The organism is Mycobacterium sp. NGS58 (assembly GCF_059812385.1).
On sequence record NZ_JCALCO010000014.1, the window covers coordinates 110,327 to 131,005 of the forward strand.

The following is a 20,679-nucleotide window of genomic DNA, read 5'->3' on the forward strand; positions in this document are numbered from 1 at the left end:
GTCGATGGCGCGCACCGACAACGACAGCTGGGACCTGGCCACCAGCGTGGGAGCTACCGCCACCATGGTGGCCGCCGGACGAGCCCGGGCGACCCTGGACGGGCTGATCGACGACCGGTTCGCCGAGCCGCTGGTGCGCGCGGTCGGAGTCGACTTCATGACGCGGTGGGCCGCCGGCGAGCTCGACTCCGCCGACGTCGACGTGCCCGGCGCCGCGTGGGGCATGCAGCGGATGACCGACATGATGACCGCCCGCACCCGCTACATCGACGCGTTCTTCGCCGAGGCGGGAGCGGCCGGCATCGACCAGGTGGTCATCCTGGCCTCCGGCCTGGACGCGCGCGCCTACCGGCTGCCGTGGGCGCCGGGCACCACGGTGTTCGAGATCGACCAGCCGCAGGTGCTCGAATTCAAGGCCAGCACCATCGCCCACCTCGGCGCCGAGCCCACCGCCGAGGTGCGCGCCGTTCCGATCGACCTGCGCCACGACTGGCCGTCGGCGCTACGCCAAGCCGGCTTCGACACCGGGCGGCCCGCCGCCTGGGCCGCCGAGGGACTGATCGGCTTCCTGCCGCCCGAGGCTCAAGATCGGTTGCTGGACAACATCACCGCGCTGTCCGCGAACGGAAGTCAGTTGGTGGCAGAGGTTTTCGCGAATACGGGCGTCAGCGGGGACGCGCTGAACGCGGCGAGCGAGAAGTGGCGGCGCAACGGCCTGGACATCGCCCTGGGTGAACTGGGTTTCCCCGGCGAGCGCAACGACGTGGCCACCTACCTGCAGCAGCGAGGCTGGCAGCCGGTCCGCACTCCGCTGAACCAGATGCTGGCCAACAACGGCCTGCCGCTGCAGTCGACCGACCCCGGCGCGCCCTTTGCGCAGAACTACTACTGCACCGCGGTGTTGCACAGGACAGGTTAGAGGAAGGCAAACGCGATGCCAAACAGCAAGCCGGCCAAGCCACTTGACGGATTCCGGGTGCTCGACTTCACCCAGAACATCGCCGGGCCGATGGCCGGACAGGTGCTGGCCGACCTGGGTGCCGAGGTCATCAAGATCGAGGCGCCCATCGGCGAGGCGGCCCGGCACATCACCGCGGTCCTGCCCGGGCGCCCGCCGCTGGCCACCCTGTTCCTCCCCCACAACCGGGGCAAGAAGTCAGTGATGGCCGACCTGCGCAGCGACGAGGCCAAGCAGCAGATCCTTGCGCTGGTCGATACGGCCGACGTTGTGCTGGAAGGGTTTCGGCCCGGGGTGATGGAACGCATGGGACTGGGTCCCGACGAGCTGCAATCGCGCAATCCCAAACTCATCTACGCGCGTCTTTCCGCGTACGGCGGCAACGGCCCGGAGGGCAGCCGGCCGGGCGTCGACCTGATGGTCGCCGCCGAGTCGGGCATGACCACCGGGATGCCGACGCCCACCGGCAAACCCCAGATCATCCCGTTCCAGCTCGTCGACGCCGCAAGCGGTCACGTGCTGGCCCAGGCCGTGCTGGCCGCGCTGCTCAACCGCGAGCGTCACGGTGTGGCCGACGTCGTGCGGGTCGCCATGTATGACGTCGCGGTCAGCCTGCAGGCCAGCCAGCTGACCATCCACCTGAACAAGCCGACCGAGGCGCCGAAGCCCGACGCGGTGCCAAAGCCCAAGAAACGCAAGGGTGTTGGGTTCGCCACCCAGCCGTCGGACGCCTTCAAGGCCGCCGACGGGTACCTGGTGATCAGCGCGTACGTGCCCAAGCACTGGGACAAGCTGTGCGAGATCATCGGCCGGCCCGACATGCGCGACGACGAGCGGTTCATCGACCAGCGCGCGCGGGCGCTCAACTATCCCGAGCTGACGGAGGAGCTCGAGAAGGCCCTGGCCGCCAAGACCGCGGACGAATGGGTGCGGCTGCTCCAGGACGGCGGCCTGATGGCCTGCCACGCCTACACCTGGAAGCAGGTGGTCGGCACCGCGCTGTTCGCCGAGAACGAGCTTGCCCTGCCGGTCGGCGAGGGCACCGATGAGGTCACGGTAATCCGCACTCCGGCACGCTATTCCAGCTTCGACGCGGCGGCCGCCGAACCCCCGCCGGCCCTCGGCCAGCACACCGAGGAGTACCTGGGCGCGCCGCAGCCCACGTCGTAGGCCTCACGGAGTCAGCTTGACCACCCGGTCGTTGCCGCGGTCGGCGACGTAGACGTTCTGGTCCTTGTCGACCGTCACCGCCAACGGGGTGTTCAGCCCGTCGAACGGCAGGACGGTCCCGGTGGTCGCGCCCTGAGGGTACTTGACGACGTCGTTCTTGTCGTGCTCGGTGACGTACACCGTGCCGCTGTTGTCCACGACGATCCCCCAAGGCACGGACAAGTCATGAAATGGCAACTCCGACGCGGTATTCGACGCAGCGTCGAGCTTCACCACCCTGTTGTTGTCGGTGTCCGCGACGTAGACGTTGCCCGCGGGATCGACGGCCACTCCGTCCGGGTTCTTGAGGCCGTTGAACGGCAGCACGGTTTGGGTGTTGGATCCGGCCGCCAGCTTCACCACCCTGCTGTTGCCTCGGTCGGCGACGTACACGGCGCCCTGGCTGTCGACCGCGACGCCCTCCGGATAGTTCAGGCCGGAGAACGGCAGCTGCTTCTGATTGTTGGAGCCCGCGGCCATGCTGACCACCCGGTTGTTGAAATCGGCGACGTACACCGTGCCCGCGCCGTCGACCGCCAAGCCCTGCGGCTGGTAAAGCCCGTTGAACGGCAGCACCGTCGTGGCGTCCGAACCGGCCGTCAGTTTCACCGCCCGGCCATACATGCCCTCGCTGGTCACGTAGACGTTTCCGGCGCTGTCCAGTACCACCCCGCCCGGAGACAAACGAAAGTCAATGTCCTTGAATGGCAACACACTTTGACCGCTCGCCTGCTTCGGTCCCGAGGATTCGGTGGACAGGTAGCCGACGACCGCCACGACGAAAGCGACGAGCGCGACGAGAGCGATGGCGCCGACGATGATCCACTGTTTGCGCTTGTTGTCGTGCGGGACGGCGGGACGCCCGAAGTCCGTGCCCGGTCCATACATTCGGCCGGAAGTCGTTGGGGCGGCGCGGATCAGCGAGGGGCCGGACCGGTCGCTCCGGCTCGCACCGATGCCCCCCGAGGGCCACGGACCCGCCACGGTGTTGGCGCCCGGCGACGGAACAAACGGATCCGGCCCGCGCGTGAAGCGCTGATCGTTTGCAACCGCACCCAGCGCCGCACTCTCCCCCTCGCGCAGAATGCTGGTGGCCTTCCGTTGCTCGGATGTCGTGAGCGCCTCGTGGGCGGCGGCGGCGAATTCGCCTGCGGTGCGATAGCGCTCCTCGGGACGTTTGGCCATGCCCTTGGCGATCACCTCATCCAAGGCGGGCGGAAACGCGCCGGGGCGCAACTGGCTGGGCGGCGGCGCCGTCTTCGTCAGGTGCGCGGCGACCAGCCGTTCGACGGTGTCGGCCCGGTATGGCGGCGAGCCGGTCAAGCACTCGCTCAAAACACATGCGAGCGAATATATGTCGACGCTATGGGTGACCTCATCGTCGGTGAATCGTTCCGGGGCCATGTAGTAATACGTTCCGATCGCGGTTCCGACCTGAGTCAGGCCTGGATCGGTCGCCGCCTGCGCGATGCCGAAATCCGCCAGGTAGGCGAAGTCGCTGGGGGTGACCAGGATGTTTCCCGGTGTGACATCGCGATGCATCACCCCGGCGGCGTGTGCAGCGTCGAGCGCGGCGGCGACCTGGCGGATGATGGCGACCGCCCGCGGTGGGGCCAGCGGCCCGTCCCGATGCAACAGCGTGCCCAGATCGACACCGTCGACGAGGCGCATGTCCACGTAAAAGCGGCCGTCGATCTCGCCGTAGTCGTGAATCGGCACCACGTGCGGTTCGGTCAGCCGCCCCGCGATGTCGGCCTCGCGTTGCAGGCGGGCGCGGAACTCCGAGTTGCCGGTGAACTGCTGCGAGATCAGTTTCAGGGCCACCATGCGGCGCTTGCGGGTGTCCTCGGCCTCGTAGACCTCACCCATGCCGCCCTGGCGCAGCAGTCGCACGAGTCGGTAGGGGCCGAACCAGGACCCGACCCGCGATGCCGGCCCGCTATCGCTCACCCTCGAACCTCCTTCGCTTGTCCTTAACTCGGTCAGGAAATCGCATTGACCGCGCTCGACAGCTTCGCCGTGAACGAGCTGGGCAGCGGGATGGAGCCATACTGGTCCAAACCGTCCTGGCCCGGCCCGATCGCCGCCTGCATGAACCCCTTCACCGCCTTGCCCGTGGCCGCGTCGGGGTACTTCGAGCAGACGATTTCATAGGTGGCGAGCACGATCGGGTAGGCGCCGGACTGCGTCGGCTTGTAGAACGACGAGGTGTCCAACACCAGGTCGTTGCCCTGCCCACTGAAGGTCGCTCCGGCGATCGTCTTCCCTACGGAGTCCTTGGTGATGGGCACCGCGTCCGGGCCGGCCGACGTGATGATCGACGCCATGCTGAGCTGCTTTCCTACAGCGAAGGACCACTCGTTGTAGGTGATCGACCCCTCGGTGCTCTGCAGCAGCGCCGACGTGCCGTTGTTCCCGCTGGCACCCTGCCCGACGCCGCCGTTGAACGTCTCGCTGCCGCCCTTGCCCCATGCGCCGTCGGAAGCGCCATCGAGATATTTCTGAAAATTCGCAGTGGTACCGGATTTGTCGCTGCGGAAGATGACCGTGATGGGCGTCGAGGGCAGGTTGAGGCCCGAGTTGATCGCCTTCAGCGCCGGGTCGTCCCACTTGGTGATGGTGCCGTTGAAGATCTTCGCGACGGTCGGCCCATCCAATTTCAGCCCGTTCACCCCACTGAGGTGATAGGTGACCGCGATCGGCCCGAACACGGTGGGCAGATCCCAGGCCGGCGAACCACACCGCTGCGCCGCCCGGTCGGTCTGGCCCGTGGAGGGGTCCAGGGGGACATCGGACCCGGCGAGGTCGGTCTGGTTGTTGACGAATTCCGTCACGCCGGCGCCGGACCCGTTCGCGTTGTAATCCAGGGTGTAGCCGGGGCAGGCGCGAACGTAGGCGTAGACGAATTGCTCGATCGCGTTCTGCTGAGCCGTCGAGCCGCTGTCTTTCAGCACCTTCTTGCCGCCGCAGTCCACCGTCGGCGCCTTGGCGCCGGACGAACCCGAGTCACCGCCGCACCCTGTCAGCCCCAGGGCGGTGACGGCCACCAGGCTCAGTGCGACGCCAACTCGAGCGAACCTCACAAAACTCCTTCGATCGTCAACAAAAGTTAACCAATCGCGAATATACAAACCCTTGACAAAGAATAAGAGGTTAATGAGCGGTGACCGCGTGCCGCGCTCGAACACGTAGCATCGGTTGTCAATGCGTCGCGAACAACAAATACCTGCCGCAGTTGCGGTTCCTGTCGCCGATGATGGCCAACTCATGCGCGCGGTCGACCTGACCCTGGGATTCGGCCCCAAGACGGTCCTCGAGCAGGTCAGCCTCGATTTTCCCGCCCGCTCGGTCACCACCCTGCTGGGCCCGACCGGCTCGGGCAAGACCACCTTCCTGCGGACCCTGAACCGGATGAACGACAAGGTCTCCGGATTCCGGCACAGCGGCGATGTCCTGTTAGGCGGGCGCACCATCTTCGCCGACCGCGACCTGATGGAGTTCCGCCGCAGCGTCGGCATGCTGTTCCAGCGTCCCAATCCGTTCCCGATGTCGATCATGGACAACGTGGTGGCCGGCGTGCGCGCTCACAAAATGGTGCCGCGCAAGGAGTTCAGAAAGGTCGCCGAGTCCCGGCTCACCGAGGTCGGCCTCTGGGAGGCGGTCAAGGATCGGCTCGGTGACTCGCCCTTCCGGCTCTCCGGCGGCCAGCAGCAGCTGTTGTGCCTGGCCCGGGCGCTCGCCGTCAACCCGGAGGTGCTGTTGCTCGACGAGCCCACCTCCTCGCTGGACCCCACCACGACCGAAAAGATCGAGGGACTCATCCGATCACTCGCCGACCGGCTGACCGTGGTCATGGTCACGCACGACCTCGCGCAGGCCGCCCGCACCGGTGACCGGACCGCCTTCTTTTTCGAGGGAAGGCTGGTCGAGGAGGGGCCGACCAAGCAGCTGTTCCTGTCGCCGAAGCATGAGGAGACCGTCCGCTACTTTGCCCCGTTCCGGCCGGCCGAGGGCTCCTCGCACGAGGGGGGGTCGCGGACGGTCGACAGCGGGAGAGAGCCTGCCGGAGAAGAAGAAGCGAGGACGTGAAGACCCGTCTGGGTACGCTGCTGGGCCTGGTGGCCATTGCGCCGCCGGCCCTGGGGATCGCAGCTTGCGGTTCGAGGGCGACGGGTGGTGCGGCGAGTACCGGGCCGACCGCCCGCAGCGTCGCCACGGCGCCGGCGGGATCGACGATGGAGCTCTCGGAGACCGGCAGCACACTGCTCTACCCGCTCTTCAGTGAGTGGGGCGCCGCCTATCGGGCGAAGTACCCGAACGTCACCATCACCACCCAGGGCAGCGGCTCGGGCGCCGGGATCTCCCAGGTCGCGGCCGGGGCGGTCATCATCGGCGCCTCCGACGCCTACCTGTCCGAGGGCGACATGGCCGCGCACAAGGGATTGCTGAACATCGCGCTGACGATTTCGGCTCAGCAGGTCAACTACAACCTGCCCGGCGTCCATCAGCACCTCAAGCTCAATGGCAAAGTGCTGGCCGCCATGTACCGGGGCGCCATCAAAACCTGGAACGACCCGCACATCGCCGCCATCAACCCCGGCCTGCAGCTCCCGGATACCCCGGTAGTTCCGCTGCATCGCTCCGACGGCTCCGGCAGCACGTTTCAGTTCACCCAGTACCTGTCCAAGCAGGACCCCGACGGCTGGGGCCGTTCGCCCGGTTTCGGCACCACCGTCGCCTTCCCGGCGGTGCCCGGCGCGCTGGGCGAGAACGGCGACGGTGCCATGGTGACCGGCTGCGCCGCGAACCCCGGCTGTGTGGCCTACACAAGCATCGGCTCGCTCGACGAGGCCGACCAGCAGGGGCTGGGTGAGGCCAAGCTGGGCAACGCCTTCGGCAAATACCTGCTGCCCAAGGCCAAAAGCATTCAGGCCGCCGTCGCCGGCTCCGCCTCGAAAACCCCGGCGAACCAGGCGATCTCGCTGATCAACGGCCCGGCCGCCGACGGCTACCCGATCGTCAACTACGAGTACGCCATCGTCAACGGAAATCAGCGCGACGGCGCCACCGCCCAGACCCTGCAGGCATTCCTGCACTGGGCGATCACCGACGGGAACAACGCCTCGTTCCTGGACAAAGTTCACTTTCAGCCGTTGCCGGACCCGGTGGCGAAGTTGTCGGACGCCCAAATCGCCAAGATCAGCGGATGAGCCAGTAACAAGGGACACCAACGAAAGGGAGAAGACCGTGAAAGTTCGGATGAGTAAGTTGCTGGCGGTGGCCGCCGCCGCGCCGTTGGTGGTGGTCGCGGCCGCGTGTGGTTCGAATTCGCAGAGTGGTTCGCCGAATCAGGGTGGTGGCGGCGGCCCGGTCGCGACGACGCCGGCGTCATCGCCGCTGACGTTGTCCGAGACCGGCAGCACGCTGTTGTACCCGCTGTTCAACCTGTGGGGCCCGGCCTATCACGACAAGTACTCGAACGTCACGATCACCACCCAAGGCACCGGCTCCGGCACCGGGATCTCCCAGGCCGCGGCCGGCGCGGTCGCCATCGGCGCCTCCGACGCCTACCTGTCCGAGGGCGACATGGCCGCGCACAAGGGATTGATGAACATCGCGCTGGCCATTTCGGCGCAGCAGGTCAACTACAACCTGCCCGGTGTCACCGAGCACATCAAGCTCAACGGCAAGGTGCTGGCCGGCATGTACAACGGCACCGTCAAAACCTGGAATGACCCGCAGATCGCCGGGCTGAACCCCGGCGTGAACCTGCCCGCCACGCCGGTGGTTCCACTGCATCGCTCCGACGGTTCCGGTGACACCTTCCTATTCACCCAATACCTGTCCAAGCAGGACCCGGACGGCTGGGGTAAATCGCCCGGCTTCGGCACCACCGTGGCCTTCCCGACGGTGCCCGGCGCGCTGGGCGAGAACGGCAACGGCGGCATGGTGACCGGCTGTGCGGACACCCCGGGGTGCGTGGCCTATATCGGCATCAGCTTCCTCGACCAGGCCCAGCAGAAGGGGCTCGGCGAGGCGCAGCTGGCCAACGCCTCGGACAAGTACCTGCTGCCCGACGCCAAAAGCATTCAGGCCGCGGCCGCCGGCTTCGCTTCGAAAACCCCGGCGAACCAGGCGATCTCGCTGATCAACGGGCCGGCCGCCGACGGGTACCCGATCGTCAACTACGAGTACGCGATCGTCAACAGCAGCCAGAAGGACGGCGCCACCGCCCAGACCCTGCAGGCCTTCCTGCATTGGGCGATCACCGACGGCAACAACGCCTCGTTCCTGGACAAGGTTCACTTCCAGCCGCTGCCGGCCGAGGTGGCGAAGTCGTCGGACGCCCAGATCGCCAAGATCAGCGGCCAGTAGGGGTTTGGTGACCGGCGTGATGGGGGGTGCGCGGGCGCGGATCCGCGGCGCGCGCCGCCCGGGCCTGGCCATCCGCTCCCTGGGTGCGGTGGGCGCGGTAATTCCGCTGCTCGCACTCGTGTTCGTGCTCGCGACCCTGTTGCTCGAGGCGCTGCCCGCGATCAAGGTCAACGGCCTGCACTTTTTCACCGCCACCGAGTGGAACCCCGGCAACACCTATGGCGACGCCGTCTTCACCCGCGGCGTCCAACATCCGGTGGGCGCCTACTACGGGGCGTTGCCGCTGATCGTCGGGACGCTGGCGACCTCGGCGATCGCCCTGGTCATCGGGGTACCGGTGTCGATCGGTGCGGCGCTGGTGATCGTGGAGCGGTTGCCGAAGCGTCTCGCGTCGGCCATTGGGATGGTGCTCGAATTGCTCGCCGGCATCCCCAGTGTCATCGTCGGCCTATGGGGGGCAATGACTTTCGGCCCGTTCATCGCCCACCATGTGGCTCCGGTGATCGCCCGCAACGCCCCCGACGTGCCGGTGCTCAGCTACTTACGCGGCGACACCGGTAACGGGGAGGGCTTATTGGTGTCCGGGCTGGTGCTGGCGGTCATGGTCATTCCCATCATCGCCAGCACCACCCGCGACCTGATCCGGCAGGTTCCGGTGTTGCCCCGCGAGGGCGCCGTCGCGCTGGGGATGACCGACTGGGAGTGCGCGCGGCGGGTCACCCTGCCGTGGGTGTCGAGCGGCATCATCGGCGCCGTGGTGCTCGGGTTGGGGCGCGCGTTGGGCGAGACGATGGCGGTCGCCATGGTCTCGGGCGCGGTGCTGGGCGCGATGCCCACGAACATCTACGCGACGATGACCACCATCGCCGCCACCGTGGTGTCACAGCTGGATTCGGCGATGACCGACTTCACCGACTTCGCGGTGAAGACACTCGCCGAGGTCTCCCTGGTGTTGATGGTGATCACCTTGCTGACAAACGTCGCGGCCCGCGCGATGGTGCGCCGGGTGTCGGGCACGGCGCTGCCGGTGGGACGAGGTGTCTGAGATGGTCGGTGCCCGACGCAAGGTCGTCAATGCGCTGTTTTGGGGCGCGTGCGTGTGCTGCCTCGCGGTGGTGGTCGTGCCGACGCTGTGGATGCTCATCGAGGTCGTCGGGCGTGCGTTACCGGTCTTCAAATTCAGTGTGCTGACCGACAGCACTCGCGGCAACGGCGGCGGGCTGCGCAACGCCATCATCGGCACCGTGGTCATCGGCGTGGGCGTCATGCTGGTCGGGGGCACCGTCAGCGTGTTGACCGGGATATATCTCTCCGAATTCGCCGGCGGCAGAACCCGTTCCATTCTGCGGGGCGCCTATGAGATCTTGTCCGGCATCCCGTCGATCGTGCTCGGCTACGTCGGCTATCTGGCGCTGGTGGTGAAATTCGGATGGGGGTTTTCCCTGGCGGCCGGGGTGCTGACGCTGTCGGTTCTGAGCATCCCGTACATCGCCAAGGCCACCGAGTCCGCCCTGTCTCAGGTGCCGACGTCCTACCGGGAGGGGGCGGAGGCGCTCGGGCTGCCGCTCGGTTGGACCCTGCGCAAGATCGTGCTCAAGTCGGCGATCCCCGGAATCGTCACCGGCCTGCTGGTCGCTCTCGCGCTCGCGGTCGGCGAGACGGCCCCGATGTTGTACACGGCCGGCTGGTCGAATTCGGTCCCGAGCGGAAAGCTCACCGACTCACCAGTCGGCTACCTGACCTACCCGATCTGGACGTTCTACAACCTGCCGTCGAAAGCGGCTCGCGACCTGTCCTACGACGCGGCGTTCCTGCTGATCGTGTTCGTGTTGCTGCTGATCATTCTTGGGCGCATGGTCACCTGGTTCGCGCGGCGGCACTCGGAATCGTAATAACCCCGGTCAGGCCCCGTTGCCCGGCAGCCGCACCACCTGAACGAAGAACTCGTCGATCTGCCGCACGGCCTTCATGAACTGGTCCAGGTCAACGGGTTTGGTGACGTAGGCGTTAGCGTGCAGCTTGTAGCTCTTGAGGATGTCCTCCTCCGCCGAGGAGGTGGTGAGCACCACCACCGGGATTCGCGACAGGTCGGGGTCGGACTTGACCTTCTCCAGTAGCTGGCGGCCATCGTATTTGGGCAGGTTCAGGTCGAGCAGGATGAGGTCGGGCCGCGGCGCGTCGGCGAACTCACCGCGCCGGTAAAGGTAATTGAGCCCTTCCTCCCCGTCGTGCGCGACATGGAGCCTGTTCTTGAGCTTGTTGTGCTCGAACGCTTCTCGGGTGATGAGCTCGTCACCCGGGTCGTCCTCGACGAGCAGGATGTCGATTGCTCTGCCTTCTGGTGTCGTCATTGCTGCGCTCCTTCCAAAGCAACCGAGTCTGGTTCGTCGACGGATTCGGGCATGGGCAGGGTGAATTCGAATCGTGTCCCCTCGGTGTAGGACGGATCGATCCGGACGGTGCCGCCGTGGTGCTCGATGATTTTCTTGACCAAAGCCAGGCCTACTCCGGTGCCGGCGTACACATCCCGGCCGTGCAGCCGCTGGAAGATCACGAAGACCTTGTCGGAGAATTCCTCCGGGATGCCGATGCCGTTGTCCGCCACGCTCAGCAGCCATTCGCGGTCGTGGGAGCCGGCCCCGGGCGAGCAGTCTATGACGATGCGGGGCGCACGGTCCTTGTGCCGGAACTTGATTGCGTTGCCGATCAAGTTCTGCCACAGCATCGTCAGCAGCATCGGATCCCCCAGGATCTGCGGCAGCGGCTGCGCGGGACGCACGATTTGCGCATCGCTTTCCTCGATCGCGGTCGCCAGGTTCGCCAGACCGGCATCGAGCGTCGCGTCGAGTTGCACCTCGGTTTCGGTGGTGCCGAGCCGGCCGACCCGGGAGAAGGTGAGCAGGTCGTTGATCAGCGCCTGCATGCGCTTGGCGCCGTCGACCGCGAACCCGATGTATTCGATGCCGCGCTCGTCGAGCTTGTCGCCGTAGCGTTTTTCCAGCAGCTGGCAAAAGGACGCAACCTTGCGCAGCGGCTCCTGCAGGTCATGGGAGGCGACGTAGGCGAACTGCTCGAGTTCGGTGTTGGATCGCCGCAATTCGGCGGCCTGTTCGTCCAGCTGCGCCTGCGCCGACCGCGACACCTCGAGCTCCTCGACGATGCGCTTGCGCATGTTCTCCACGTCGATCGCCATGTTCTGGATGTCTCTGGGACGCCGCGGAGGGGAGATCCGCTCCTCGAAATTGCCCTCGGTGATGCGTCGGCATGCCGCGGCCAGCGCCGCGATGGGCCGGGTGATCGCGGCGCGACTGAGCAGCCCCAACACCAGGGCCGCCCCGATCACGATCAGCACCGTGGTGCCCAGCACCCAGTCGCGCCAGCCGTTGATCTCGTTGAGCTCGTCGATGGCGGCCGCGGAGGCCGCCGACAGGTGCACGTTCTGCGTATCGAAGAGCTCACGCAGGTGGTCGAATTTGATCTTGCCCATGTCGGCCGTGCGTGGGCTGACATAGGTCGGCGTCTTGGGAGCCACCTCGGCGATCAGTGGCTCGGCATAGTTGGTCCGCCAGTCGGCGGCGGCGGCCTCCACCGCGTCCAGATCGGCGATCAGTTCCGCGCGGCCGCCCACCACACGCCGAATCTCTTCCGCAGCAGCCTGTTCGGCGCGCTGCCCGTCGTAATACGGCGCGAGGAACTGCCGGTCGGCGGCGATCAGGTAGCCGCGCATGCCCGTCTCCTGGTCACGCAACGCCGCCTGCAAGTGCGTCGCGGCGACACGCGCCGGTTGAATGCTGTGGGCCATCTGGCGCGACACCTCGTCGGTGCGATGCAGCAACACGGCGCCCACCAACGCCCCGACGAGCACAATCACGCCCATGACCCACAGCACCAACGCGAGCCATCCCCGCACCGTGAGCTCCGTGAGTCTGAGTGGACGCGACGCGATCACGAGGTAGTCCTTTCGATGCGCAGGACGGCGATGTCATCGGTCAGACCGCCGCGCGGCTGCGCGAGCGTCTGGGCACCGTTGATGAGTGCGTCGACGAACGCGGGGCCGGGCTGGTTCGCGTGCGCGCGGGCCAGTGCGAGCAAGCCGTCCTCGCCGAGACGCTGCGTGCCCTCCCCCGAATATCCCTCGAAGAGTCCGTCCGTCAGCAAGAGCAGCGCGTGCCCGGTGGGCAGGTCCAGCTCCTCGGCCGGCCAGTCGCCGGCGCGCAGGCCCAGTGCCGGACCACCCGCCGGCTCGTGCCAGGCGACGGTTCCCCCGGCCTGCACCAGCATTCCGGGATGGCCGGCGCGGATGACACCGACCCGCGGGCTGTCGGGCGCGATCTCGAGGCTGAGCACCGTCGCGAAGATTCCGGTGTCGGTTCGTTCCGAATACAAGACCCGCTCGAGCTGACGCATTCGTTCGACGCCGTGCACACCGGCGAAGGTGAGCGCGCGGAACGCGATGCGTAATGCCGCGCCCAGGGCGGCCTCATGCGGGCCGTGGCCGGCGACGTCGCCGATCAGGACGTGCACGACCCGGTCGGCCGTCTGGACGACGTCGTAGAAGTCTCCGCACAGCAACGCGTCTTCGCGGCTCGGCCGGTACCGGGCGACGATGTCGACGCCCGGGTTGTCCAGCAGCAGCGGCGAGGGCAGCAGGCCCCGTTCCAGCAGCGCGTTCTCACGGGCCCGCAACCGCGTCGCGTGCAGATCGGCGGCGATGAGTTCGGCGCGCTTGCGCTCGATGGCGTACAGCAGCGCTCGGCGCAACATCTCCGGCTCGACCCGGCCCTTGACCAAGTAGTCCTGGGCGCCGGCGGCCACCGCCGAAGCGCCGAAGTACTCGTCGTTGAGACCGGTCAGCACGACGATCGGCACCGTGGCGTCGAGGTCGGCGATGCGGTTGAGCGCGTCGATCCCGCTGGCATCGGGCAGGTGCAGATCCAGCAGCACGCAGTCGGGCCGGGCGGATTCCAGCTCGCGTTCGGCGTGCGCCATCGACTTCGCCCACACCACCCGGATGTCGGTGACCGCGTCGGTGACCAGGTCTTCCACCAGCACCGCGTCGGCGCGGTCGTCCTCGACCAACAACAACGACAGTGACTGCCAACTCGCCGTCGGCGTCACTGGAGCGCGCACGGGCATCAAATCCCGGCCGTCAGTGGACGGGCATCAGAAGGCACGTTCTGCACTGCAGACCCCTTTGCCGCGATAAGCCCTGTGACAGTGGTCGGTCGGACGTAAGTCGGTGGCTGTTTACCGATCGTCGGTGTGGACTTCACGCACCGAGTGCAGATCCTAAGCGGTGTTGCTCGATTATCTGCAACAGCATCGCCGGAAAACCGTCAGCGCAGCAGCGCTCGCGACATCACCACGCGCTGAATCTGATTGGTGCCCTCGTAGATCTGCGTGATCTTGGCGTCGCGCATCATCCGCTCGACCGGGAAGTCGGTGGTGTAACCGGCGCCGCCGAACAGTTGCACGGCCGCCTCCGTCACATCCATGGCGGTGTCGGAAGCGAAGCACTTTGCGGCCGCGGAGATGAATCCGAGATTCGGCTCGCCGCGTTCGGCGCGGGCGGCGGCGGTGTAGACCATCAGCCGGGCCGCTTCGACTTTCATCGCCATGTCGGCCAGCTCGAACTGCACACCCTGAAAGTCCGAGATCGACCTGCCGAACTGCTTGCGCTCCTTGGTGTAGGCGACGGCGGCGTCGACCGCGCCCTGTGCGAGGCCCACCGCCTGCGCGCCGACCGTGGGCCGGGTGTGGTCGAGGGTCTGAAGTGCGGTTTTGAACCCGGTGCCAGGCTCGCCGATGATCCGGTCGCCGGGGATGCGGCAGTTCTCGAAGTACAACTCGGTGGTCGGCGAGCCCTTGATGCCCATCTTCTTTTCCTTCGGGCCGAAGGAAAAGCCCTCGTCGTCCTTGTGCACCATGAACGCCGAGATGCCGTTGGCGCCCTTGTCCGGATCGGTCACCGCCATCACGGTGTACCAGGTCGACTTGCCGCCGTTGGTGATCCAGCACTTGGTGCCGTTGAGGATCCAGTCATCCCCGTCGGCCTTGGCCTTGGTCCGCATCGACGCCGCGTCACTACCGGCTTCGCGCTCGCTCAACGCGTAGGAGGCCATCGCCCCGTCTTTGGCCAGGGCTGGCAACACCTGCTTTTTCAGCTCCTCCGAGCCCTGCAGGATCAGGCCCATGGTGCCCAGCTTGTTGACGGCGGGAATCAGCGAGGCGGATCCGTCGACGCGCGCCACCTCTTCGATCACGATGCATGCGGCGACCGAGTCCGCGCCCTGACCTCCGTACTCCTCGGGAATGTGGACCGCGTTGAAGCCCGACGCGTTCAGCGCATCCAGGGCTTCCTGCGGGAAGCGGGAGTTCTCGTCCACGTCGGCGGCGTGCGGAGCGATCTCCTTTTCCGCCAGCGCCCGAATCGCCGCCCGCAATTCAATGTGTTCCTCGGGCAATTGGAACAAATCAAAGGTGGGGTCTCCGGCCCACTGAGCCATGTCGGCCTCCTTGCACTCTGCCAATTCTGCCCGGCTTCAGCGGGCCGCTACCCGGCACTTCGTCGCCGGGCTACTGGCCAGTAACCCTACCCTGGCGCTGCTGCAGCGCCTCATCCTTGGCCCGCACGCTGTCCGCCAGCTGCTCGGAGAAGTCGACGATCCGCGCCCGCAGCTCGGGGTCCGACGAGCCCAGGATGCGCACGGCGAGCAGGCCCGCGTTGCGGGCGCCCCCGATGGAGACCGTGGCCACCGGAACCCCGGCGGGCATCTGCACGATCGACAGCAACGAGTCCAGGCCGTCGAGGCGCGCCAGCGGCACCGGCACACCGATGACCGGCAGCGGCGTCGCCGACGCGACCATCCCGGGCAGGTGCGCCGCTCCTCCGGCCCCGGCGATGATCACCTCGATGCCGCGCCCGGCCGCGTCGCGCGCGTAGTCGAACATCACCTGCGGGGTGCGGTGCGCGGAGACGACCCGGGACTCGGCCGGCACGTCGAACTCGGCCAGCGCCGCCACCGCGTCAGCCATCACCGACCAGTCGCTGTCGCTGCCCATGATCACCCCGACGCGAGGCGCTCTAGTCATGTGGATCCCATCCGTCCGCCCACTGCCCGTGTGACAACCAGTGTGCCGCCAGGTCGGCGCGTTCCCGCAGCTTCCCGACGCTTTCCTGGTCCGCCGGCCCGGAGCCGACGAAGTTGATGTGCCCGACCTTGCGGCCGGGACGCTCTTGCTTCCCGTACAGGTGGACGCGGGCGTCGGGCATTCGTGCGAACAGGTGATGCAGCCGCTCGTCGACGCTCATCGCCGGGACTTCGGGCGCGCCCAGCACGTTGGCCATCACGGTCACCGGTGCCAGGGCGTCGGTATCCCCGAGCGGGTAGTCCAGCACCGCGCGCACGTGCTGTTCGAACTGACTGGTGCGCGAGCCGTCGATGGTCCAGTGCCCGGAGTTGTGCGGCCGCATCGCCAGTTCGTTGACCAGCAGTTCGCCGTCGGCCGTCTCGAAGAGCTCGACGGCGAGCACCCCGACCACGCCGAGCTCGGCGGCCAGCCGCAACGCCAGCTGTTGTGCGGTTGCGGCCCGGTCGGAGGGCAGCTCCGGCGCGGGAGCGATCACCTGCACGCAGATCCCGTCTTTCTGCACCGTCTCGACGACGGGCCACGCCGCGCCCTGGCCGAACGGCGATCGCGCCACCAGGGCCGACAATTCGCGTCGCAGGTTCACCTGCTCCTCGGCCATCAGCGGCACACCATCGGCCAGGAAGGCGGCAGCGATCTCACGGGCGTGCGACGGGTCGCGCGCCATCCGCACGCCGCGCCCGTCGTAACCGCCGCGAACCGCCTTCACGACCACGGGCCCGGCTATGCGACTCGCGAAGGACTCGAGTTCTTCGACGCTGCGGATCTCGGCATAGCGGGGAACCGGGACACCGAGGGCCTCGAGCCGGCGGCGCATCACGAGCTTGTCCTGCGCGTGCACCAGGGCGTGCGGCGGCGGCGCCACGTTGACACCTTCGGCGACCAGCTTTTCCAACAGTTCGTTGGGCACGTGTTCGTGGTCGAAGGTCAGCACGTCGGCGCCTGCCGCGACCCTGCGAAGGTCCTCGAGATCGGTGTGCGAACCGATGACGACGTCGGGCGCGACCAGCGCGGCCGGCTCGTCGGCGGCGGTGGCCAGCACCCTCAGCGTGTGCCCCAGGCCGATCGCCGCTTGGTGGGTCATCCGGGCGAGCTGACCGCCGCCGACCATCGCGACCACGGGGACGGCGCGCGGGACGGCTCGGGTCCCCGCGACGGGGGCTGCGCCCGGAGGGCGGCGTGTACTCGGCACGGCCATCATGGTGTCACGGCGGGACAAATCGGCGCCAAAGGCGTGTTGACCGGGGCCGACACCGAATTGTTATGTACGATTTTGCGTCGAATTTGTGTCCGTCCGTAGACTGACGTGTTGTGTCCTTCGCCGAAGCCACGATCGCGCGTCTACCTAGGGTTATGCAGCCCTATTTGCTGCGCCACCATGAACTGATCAAATTCGCCATCGTCGGCGGAACCACATTTGTCATCGACTCGGCGATTTTCTACACGCTGAAGCTGACAATTCTCGAATCGAAACCGGTGACCGCAAAGGTGATAGCGGGCATCGTCGCGGTCATCGCGTCCTACGTGCTGAACCGGGAATGGAGCTTCCGCAACCGCGGCGGGCGCGAGCGCCACCACGAGGCGCTGCTGTTCTTCGCGTTCAGCGGCGTCGGCGTGCTGCTGTCCATGGCTCCGCTGTGGTTCTCCAGCTACGTGTTGCAGCTGCGCGAGCCGACGGTCTCGCTGGCGGTGGAAAACGTCGCCGACTTCATCTCGGCCTACATCGTCGGTAACTTGCTGCAGATGGCGTTCCGGTTCTGGGCGTTTCGGCGGTGGGTGTTTCCGGACCAGTTCGCGCGCGACCCCGAAAAGGCCCTGGAATCCGCGCTTACCGCCGGCGGTATCGCCGAAATCTTCGAGGACGCGATGGAGGGCGGCCTGGAAGACGACAACGTCACGCTGCTGCGCGCCTGGCGCAATCGCGCCAGCCGCCTGGGTCAGCTGGGCGATTCCTCGGAACCCAGGGTGTCGAAGACTTCGTGATACAGCAGCGCGTGCACCTCGCGCAGCCGCGGAATGTCGTAGAACTCCAACGGATCCTGTGACGCGGATTCGATGATCAGCGTCCCGGTGCGGAACATGCGCTCGGTGATCCGGTCGCGGAACTCCACGCTGTTGATCCGGGCCAGCGGGATATCGATGCCGGTGCGGGTCAGCACCCCGTGCCGGAACATCACCCGCCGGTTGGTCACCACGAAATGGGTGGTCAGCCAGCTTCCGAACGGCCACAGCGTCAGCCAGCCCACGATCACCAGCCAGATGCCCCAGATGACGCCGTAGATGATGTTCTTGGCGAGCTGCTCCCAGTGCGTCGAGTTGAGGTATCCGGAGCCGAATGCGGCCAGCCCGGTCACCAGGATGAGAACCAGCACCGGCCAGATCAGCCGCTTCCAGTGCGGGTGGCGGTGCACGATGACGTGTTCGCCGGCGGCCAGAACATTATCCGGGTAGCCCATGCCCGCCGACATTAGCTGGGCGACGCGACGATCCGTGGATGACCGGGCCGCTGGTGATCGCCACAGCCGGCGCCTGCGATCGCCGCTAGCGCAGATGCACCACGTCGCCGGCCGCGACGACTACGGTCTGCCCGCCGCTTTCCAGGCAGAGCCTGCCCTGGTCATCGATGGCGCTCGCGGTCCCGTCGACCTGTTTGCCGCCGGGCAGGTGCGCGCGTACCCGGGCGCCGATGGTCAGGCTGCGCGCCCGGTAGTCGGCGGCCAGCGCCCAATCAGCCCCCCGCGCGGCGCGCCAGGCCAGAATCCGCCGGCCCAGCTCCCGCAGCAGGGCGGAGACGAGCCGGGTGCGGTCCGGCGCGGCGACGCCCAGGTCGAGTAGCGACGTCGCGCCGGGACCGTCGATCTCGTCGGGTGACTGAGTCACGTTGAGCCCCAAGCCGATAACGACGACGGGCTTCGCCACCTCGGCGAGGATTCCGGCCAGCTTGCCCGGCGAATCCGGCGGGCCGGCCAGCACGTCGTTGGGCCATTTGAGACCCGCCTGCGCCCCGGCCCCCGCCAGCAACGGCGTCACGGTGTCGACCACTGCCACCCCGGTGGCCAGCGGCAGCCAGCCCCACCCGGTGGTCGGGACGTCGACGACGCTGACGCCCACCGACATGGTGATCTGGGCCCGCGGCGTGGCCGACCAGCCGCGGCCGTGCCTACCCCGCCCCGCGGTCTGGTGCTCGGCGATCAGCACGGCACCGGCGACGTCGTCGCCCGACGCCGCGCGCGCCAGCAGGTCGGCGTTGGTGGAGCCGGTCTGCTCGACGACCTCGAGTTTGCGCCAGCCCAGCCCGGTGCCGATCAACTCGGCGCGCAATGCGCTCTCGTCCAACGGTGCTCGGAGCTGATCTCGTTCTGTCACCGCACCCAGCCTAGAACTCAGGGCCGGCGGTCGCGCATGTCCAGCACGGCCAAGTGGCTGAACAGCATGCTGGTTCCGATCGGGTTGCCGCCGCCGGGATAGGCGGTGCCGCTGGGCGCGGCCATGGTGTTGCCCGCCGCGTACAGGCCGGGGATGGGGTTGCCGGCGCGGTCGAGCACCCGCGCCGCGGTGTCGGTGCGCAGCCCGCCCTTGGTGCCCAGGTCGGAAATGCCGAAGGCGGCGGCGTGATACGGCGGTGAGTCGATGGCCACCAGGGGCGACGCGCCCGCCGAGAACGCGCGGTCGAACGCCTCGTCGCCGCGGCCGAAGTCCTCGTCGACGCCGGACGCGGCGAAGCCGTTGAACCGGGCCACCGTTGCCGCCAACTGCCCACCCGGAATGCCGATCTTGGCGGCCAGTTCCTCCAGCGTGTCCGCGGAGTGCCACAGGCCGGCGGCGACGTACTTCTCGGTCTCGACGATGGACACGTTGGCCGCCTTCACGGGCGGCACCTCGCCGTCGGAGTCGTCGTAGATCATCCAGTACGGCAACGTGATCGAGCCGTCGCGCAGCTGCGCGATGATCTCGCGGCCGGCGCGGTCATACGCCCGGGACTCGTTGACGAACCGGTTGCCGGACTGGTTGACGAAGATGCCGCCGGTGAACCACAGCGCGAATGCCGACCGTCCGTCGGGATGGGTCATGCCGGGCGACCACCAGGCCTGATCGAGCAGGTCGGTGTCAGCGCCCGCGGCGATGCCGGCCTGCAGCGCCAGCCCGCGACTTCCCGGGCCGCCCATGGTGTCTCGCGACGTTCCCGGCACGCCGTAGCGCCGGCGCAGTTCCTCGTTGGCTTCGAAGCCCCCGGCGGCCAGCAGCACTCCCCGGCGGGCGCGGATGGCGCGGCGTTCGCCTGCGGTTTCGACGATCGCGCCGGTGACCCGGCCGTCGGACCGGACCAGCTCGACCAGGGCGGAGTCGCGCCGCAGCGACGCCCTCGGGTACTGCCCGATGGCCTTGAGGAATCGCGCGATCAAGGCGCGGCCGCCCAGGTAGTAGTCCGACGGGGGTTCGGCGCCGAGCCGGTCGGTGTCCAGCGGACCGCGGATCGCCTCGCGCAGCTCCGGCGCGGCGTCGACCTTCAGCGGCTTGGCGGCGATGTGGCGTCTGCCGTCCAGCCGAGCCTTGGGCGCCTTGCCGTAGTAGTCCGGCCAGGGCAGCGGCACGAACTTCAGGTTGGGGTCGTGCTCGAGGTACTCGATCAGCGCCGCGCCGCCACGGACGTAGGTTTCCTGCAGCTCGCGTGGGGTCCGGTCGCCGACCACGGCGTGGTAGTAGGTGAGCGCGTCCTCGATGGTGTCGTCGTCCATGCCGGCACGGACCAGCACGGGATTGCACGGGAACCACACGCCACCCCCGCCCGAGTACGCGGTGGTGCCACCGAATTTCGACGTCGCCTCGACCAGCAGCACATCGAGGCCCTCGCGCGCGGCCGTGTACGCGCCGGTCACGCCGCCGCCGCCGGACCCCGCCACCAGCACGTCGCATTCTTCGAACCAGTCGACCATCGCTACTCCTGCGCTGCAGTCCCCTGTTGTCCCGGCGGCGCGAAACTCAACACC

General features: G+C 67.6%; 19 protein-coding genes. 8 read left to right on the top strand and 11 right to left on the bottom strand.

Translation table 11 applies throughout. The annotated features are described in order from the left end of the window. Positions 1–4 precede the first annotated feature (4 nt). Together AC5Y4H_RS15290 and AC5Y4H_RS15295 are read left to right on the top strand one after the other, a co-directional pair. Positions 5–919: a class I SAM-dependent methyltransferase gene (locus tag AC5Y4H_RS15290; protein ID WP_499983017.1), complete on the top strand. Its 915-nt coding sequence runs from the start codon at positions 5–7 to the stop codon at positions 917–919. Positions 920–934: 15 nt separating this feature from the next. Continuing rightward, on the top strand, positions 935–2,128 hold the full coding sequence (locus AC5Y4H_RS15295; RefSeq protein WP_499983018.1) for a CoA transferase: 1,194 nt from the start codon (positions 935–937) through the stop codon (positions 2,126–2,128). 3 nt (positions 2,129–2,131) lie between these two features. Here the strand turns inward: AC5Y4H_RS15295 and AC5Y4H_RS15300 are convergent, their stop codons facing one another. Together AC5Y4H_RS15300 and pstS (AC5Y4H_RS15305) are read right to left on the bottom strand one after the other, a co-directional pair. Beyond that, a complete protein-coding gene (locus tag AC5Y4H_RS15300; protein ID WP_499983019.1) occupies positions 2,132–4,117 on the bottom strand; it encodes a serine/threonine-protein kinase PknD in 1,986 nt (661 codons plus the stop codon). Between the two features lie 32 nt (positions 4,118–4,149). Further along, complete coding sequence (pstS, locus tag AC5Y4H_RS15305; RefSeq protein ID WP_499983020.1) at positions 4,150–5,250, bottom strand: phosphate ABC transporter substrate-binding protein PstS; 1,101 nt, start codon at positions 5,248–5,250, stop codon at positions 4,150–4,152. A gap of 184 nt (positions 5,251–5,434) precedes the next feature. Between pstS (AC5Y4H_RS15305) and AC5Y4H_RS15310 the strand changes: the two genes are divergently transcribed. The 5 genes from AC5Y4H_RS15310 to pstA are packed head-to-tail and all read left to right on the top strand — an operon-like array spanning position 5,435 to position 10,434. After that, a complete protein-coding gene (locus AC5Y4H_RS15310) occupies positions 5,435–6,256 on the top strand; it encodes an ATP-binding cassette domain-containing protein (RefSeq protein ID WP_499983021.1) in 822 nt (273 codons plus the stop codon). Next, positions 6,253–7,377 (top strand): phosphate ABC transporter substrate-binding protein PstS, encoded by a 1,125-nt coding sequence (pstS, locus tag AC5Y4H_RS15315; RefSeq protein WP_499983022.1) that lies wholly within the window; start codon positions 6,253–6,255, stop codon positions 7,375–7,377. Before AC5Y4H_RS15310 ends, pstS (AC5Y4H_RS15315) begins: the two co-directional genes overlap by 4 nt. Before the next feature lie 49 nt (positions 7,378–7,426). Next, positions 7,427–8,542, top strand: a complete 1,116-nt coding sequence (pstS, locus tag AC5Y4H_RS15320; RefSeq protein WP_499983053.1) for a phosphate ABC transporter substrate-binding protein PstS — start codon at positions 7,427–7,429, stop codon at positions 8,540–8,542. A gap of 19 nt (positions 8,543–8,561) precedes the next feature. Further along, on the top strand, positions 8,562–9,587 hold the full coding sequence (gene pstC / locus AC5Y4H_RS15325) for a phosphate ABC transporter permease subunit PstC (RefSeq protein ID WP_499983054.1): 1,026 nt from the start codon (positions 8,562–8,564) through the stop codon (positions 9,585–9,587). A gap of 1 nt (position 9,588) precedes the next feature. Beyond that, a complete protein-coding gene (pstA, locus tag AC5Y4H_RS15330; protein WP_499983023.1) occupies positions 9,589–10,434 on the top strand; it encodes a phosphate ABC transporter permease PstA in 846 nt (281 codons plus the stop codon). 9 nt (positions 10,435–10,443) lie between these two features. Here pstA and AC5Y4H_RS15335 read toward each other — a convergent pair whose 3' ends face one another. From AC5Y4H_RS15335 to AC5Y4H_RS15360, 6 genes are all read right to left on the bottom strand, one after another. Continuing rightward, the gene (locus AC5Y4H_RS15335; RefSeq protein ID WP_499983024.1) at positions 10,444–10,893 is read right to left on the bottom strand and encodes a response regulator; all 450 of its coding nucleotides are present in this window, start codon (positions 10,891–10,893) and stop codon (positions 10,444–10,446) included. Further along, a complete protein-coding gene (locus AC5Y4H_RS15340) occupies positions 10,890–12,491 on the bottom strand; it encodes a sensor histidine kinase (protein ID WP_499983025.1) in 1,602 nt (533 codons plus the stop codon). Before AC5Y4H_RS15340 ends, AC5Y4H_RS15335 begins: the two co-directional genes overlap by 4 nt. After that, positions 12,488–13,678: a PP2C family protein-serine/threonine phosphatase gene (locus AC5Y4H_RS15345; protein ID WP_499983026.1), complete on the bottom strand. Its 1,191-nt coding sequence runs from the start codon at positions 13,676–13,678 to the stop codon at positions 12,488–12,490. The genes AC5Y4H_RS15340 and AC5Y4H_RS15345 overlap by 4 nt, the downstream gene beginning before the upstream one ends. Positions 13,679–13,878: 200 nt before the next feature. Then, on the bottom strand, positions 13,879–15,048 hold the full coding sequence (locus AC5Y4H_RS15350) for an acyl-CoA dehydrogenase (RefSeq protein WP_499983027.1): 1,170 nt from the start codon (positions 15,046–15,048) through the stop codon (positions 13,879–13,881). A 70-nt stretch (positions 15,049–15,118) separates the two neighbouring features. Continuing rightward, positions 15,119–15,634: a 5-(carboxyamino)imidazole ribonucleotide mutase gene (gene purE, locus AC5Y4H_RS15355; RefSeq protein WP_499983028.1), complete on the bottom strand. Its 516-nt coding sequence runs from the start codon at positions 15,632–15,634 to the stop codon at positions 15,119–15,121. Further along, positions 15,627–16,892: a 5-(carboxyamino)imidazole ribonucleotide synthase gene (locus AC5Y4H_RS15360; RefSeq protein WP_499983029.1), complete on the bottom strand. Its 1,266-nt coding sequence runs from the start codon at positions 16,890–16,892 to the stop codon at positions 15,627–15,629. The genes purE and AC5Y4H_RS15360 overlap by 8 nt, the downstream gene beginning before the upstream one ends. A gap of 110 nt (positions 16,893–17,002) precedes the next feature. Here AC5Y4H_RS15360 and AC5Y4H_RS15365 point away from each other — a divergent pair, with 110 nt between their 5' ends. Next, a complete protein-coding gene (locus AC5Y4H_RS15365) occupies positions 17,003–17,674 on the top strand; it encodes a GtrA family protein (protein WP_499983030.1) in 672 nt (223 codons plus the stop codon). Here AC5Y4H_RS15365 and AC5Y4H_RS15370 read toward each other — a convergent pair. The 3 genes from AC5Y4H_RS15370 to AC5Y4H_RS15380 form a co-directional block, all read right to left on the bottom strand. Continuing rightward, positions 17,629–18,147 (bottom strand): PH domain-containing protein, encoded by a 519-nt coding sequence (locus AC5Y4H_RS15370; protein WP_499983031.1) that lies wholly within the window; start codon positions 18,145–18,147, stop codon positions 17,629–17,631. The genes AC5Y4H_RS15365 and AC5Y4H_RS15370 overlap by 46 nt on opposite strands. 85 nt (positions 18,148–18,232) lie before the next feature. Beyond that, the gene (locus AC5Y4H_RS15375) at positions 18,233–19,057 is read right to left on the bottom strand and encodes a biotin--[acetyl-CoA-carboxylase] ligase (RefSeq protein ID WP_499983032.1); all 825 of its coding nucleotides are present in this window, start codon (positions 19,055–19,057) and stop codon (positions 18,233–18,235) included. Between the two features lie 17 nt (positions 19,058–19,074). After that, complete coding sequence (locus tag AC5Y4H_RS15380; protein WP_499983033.1) at positions 19,075–20,625, bottom strand: FAD-binding protein; 1,551 nt, start codon at positions 20,623–20,625, stop codon at positions 19,075–19,077. Positions 20,626–20,679: the final 54 nt, after the last annotated feature.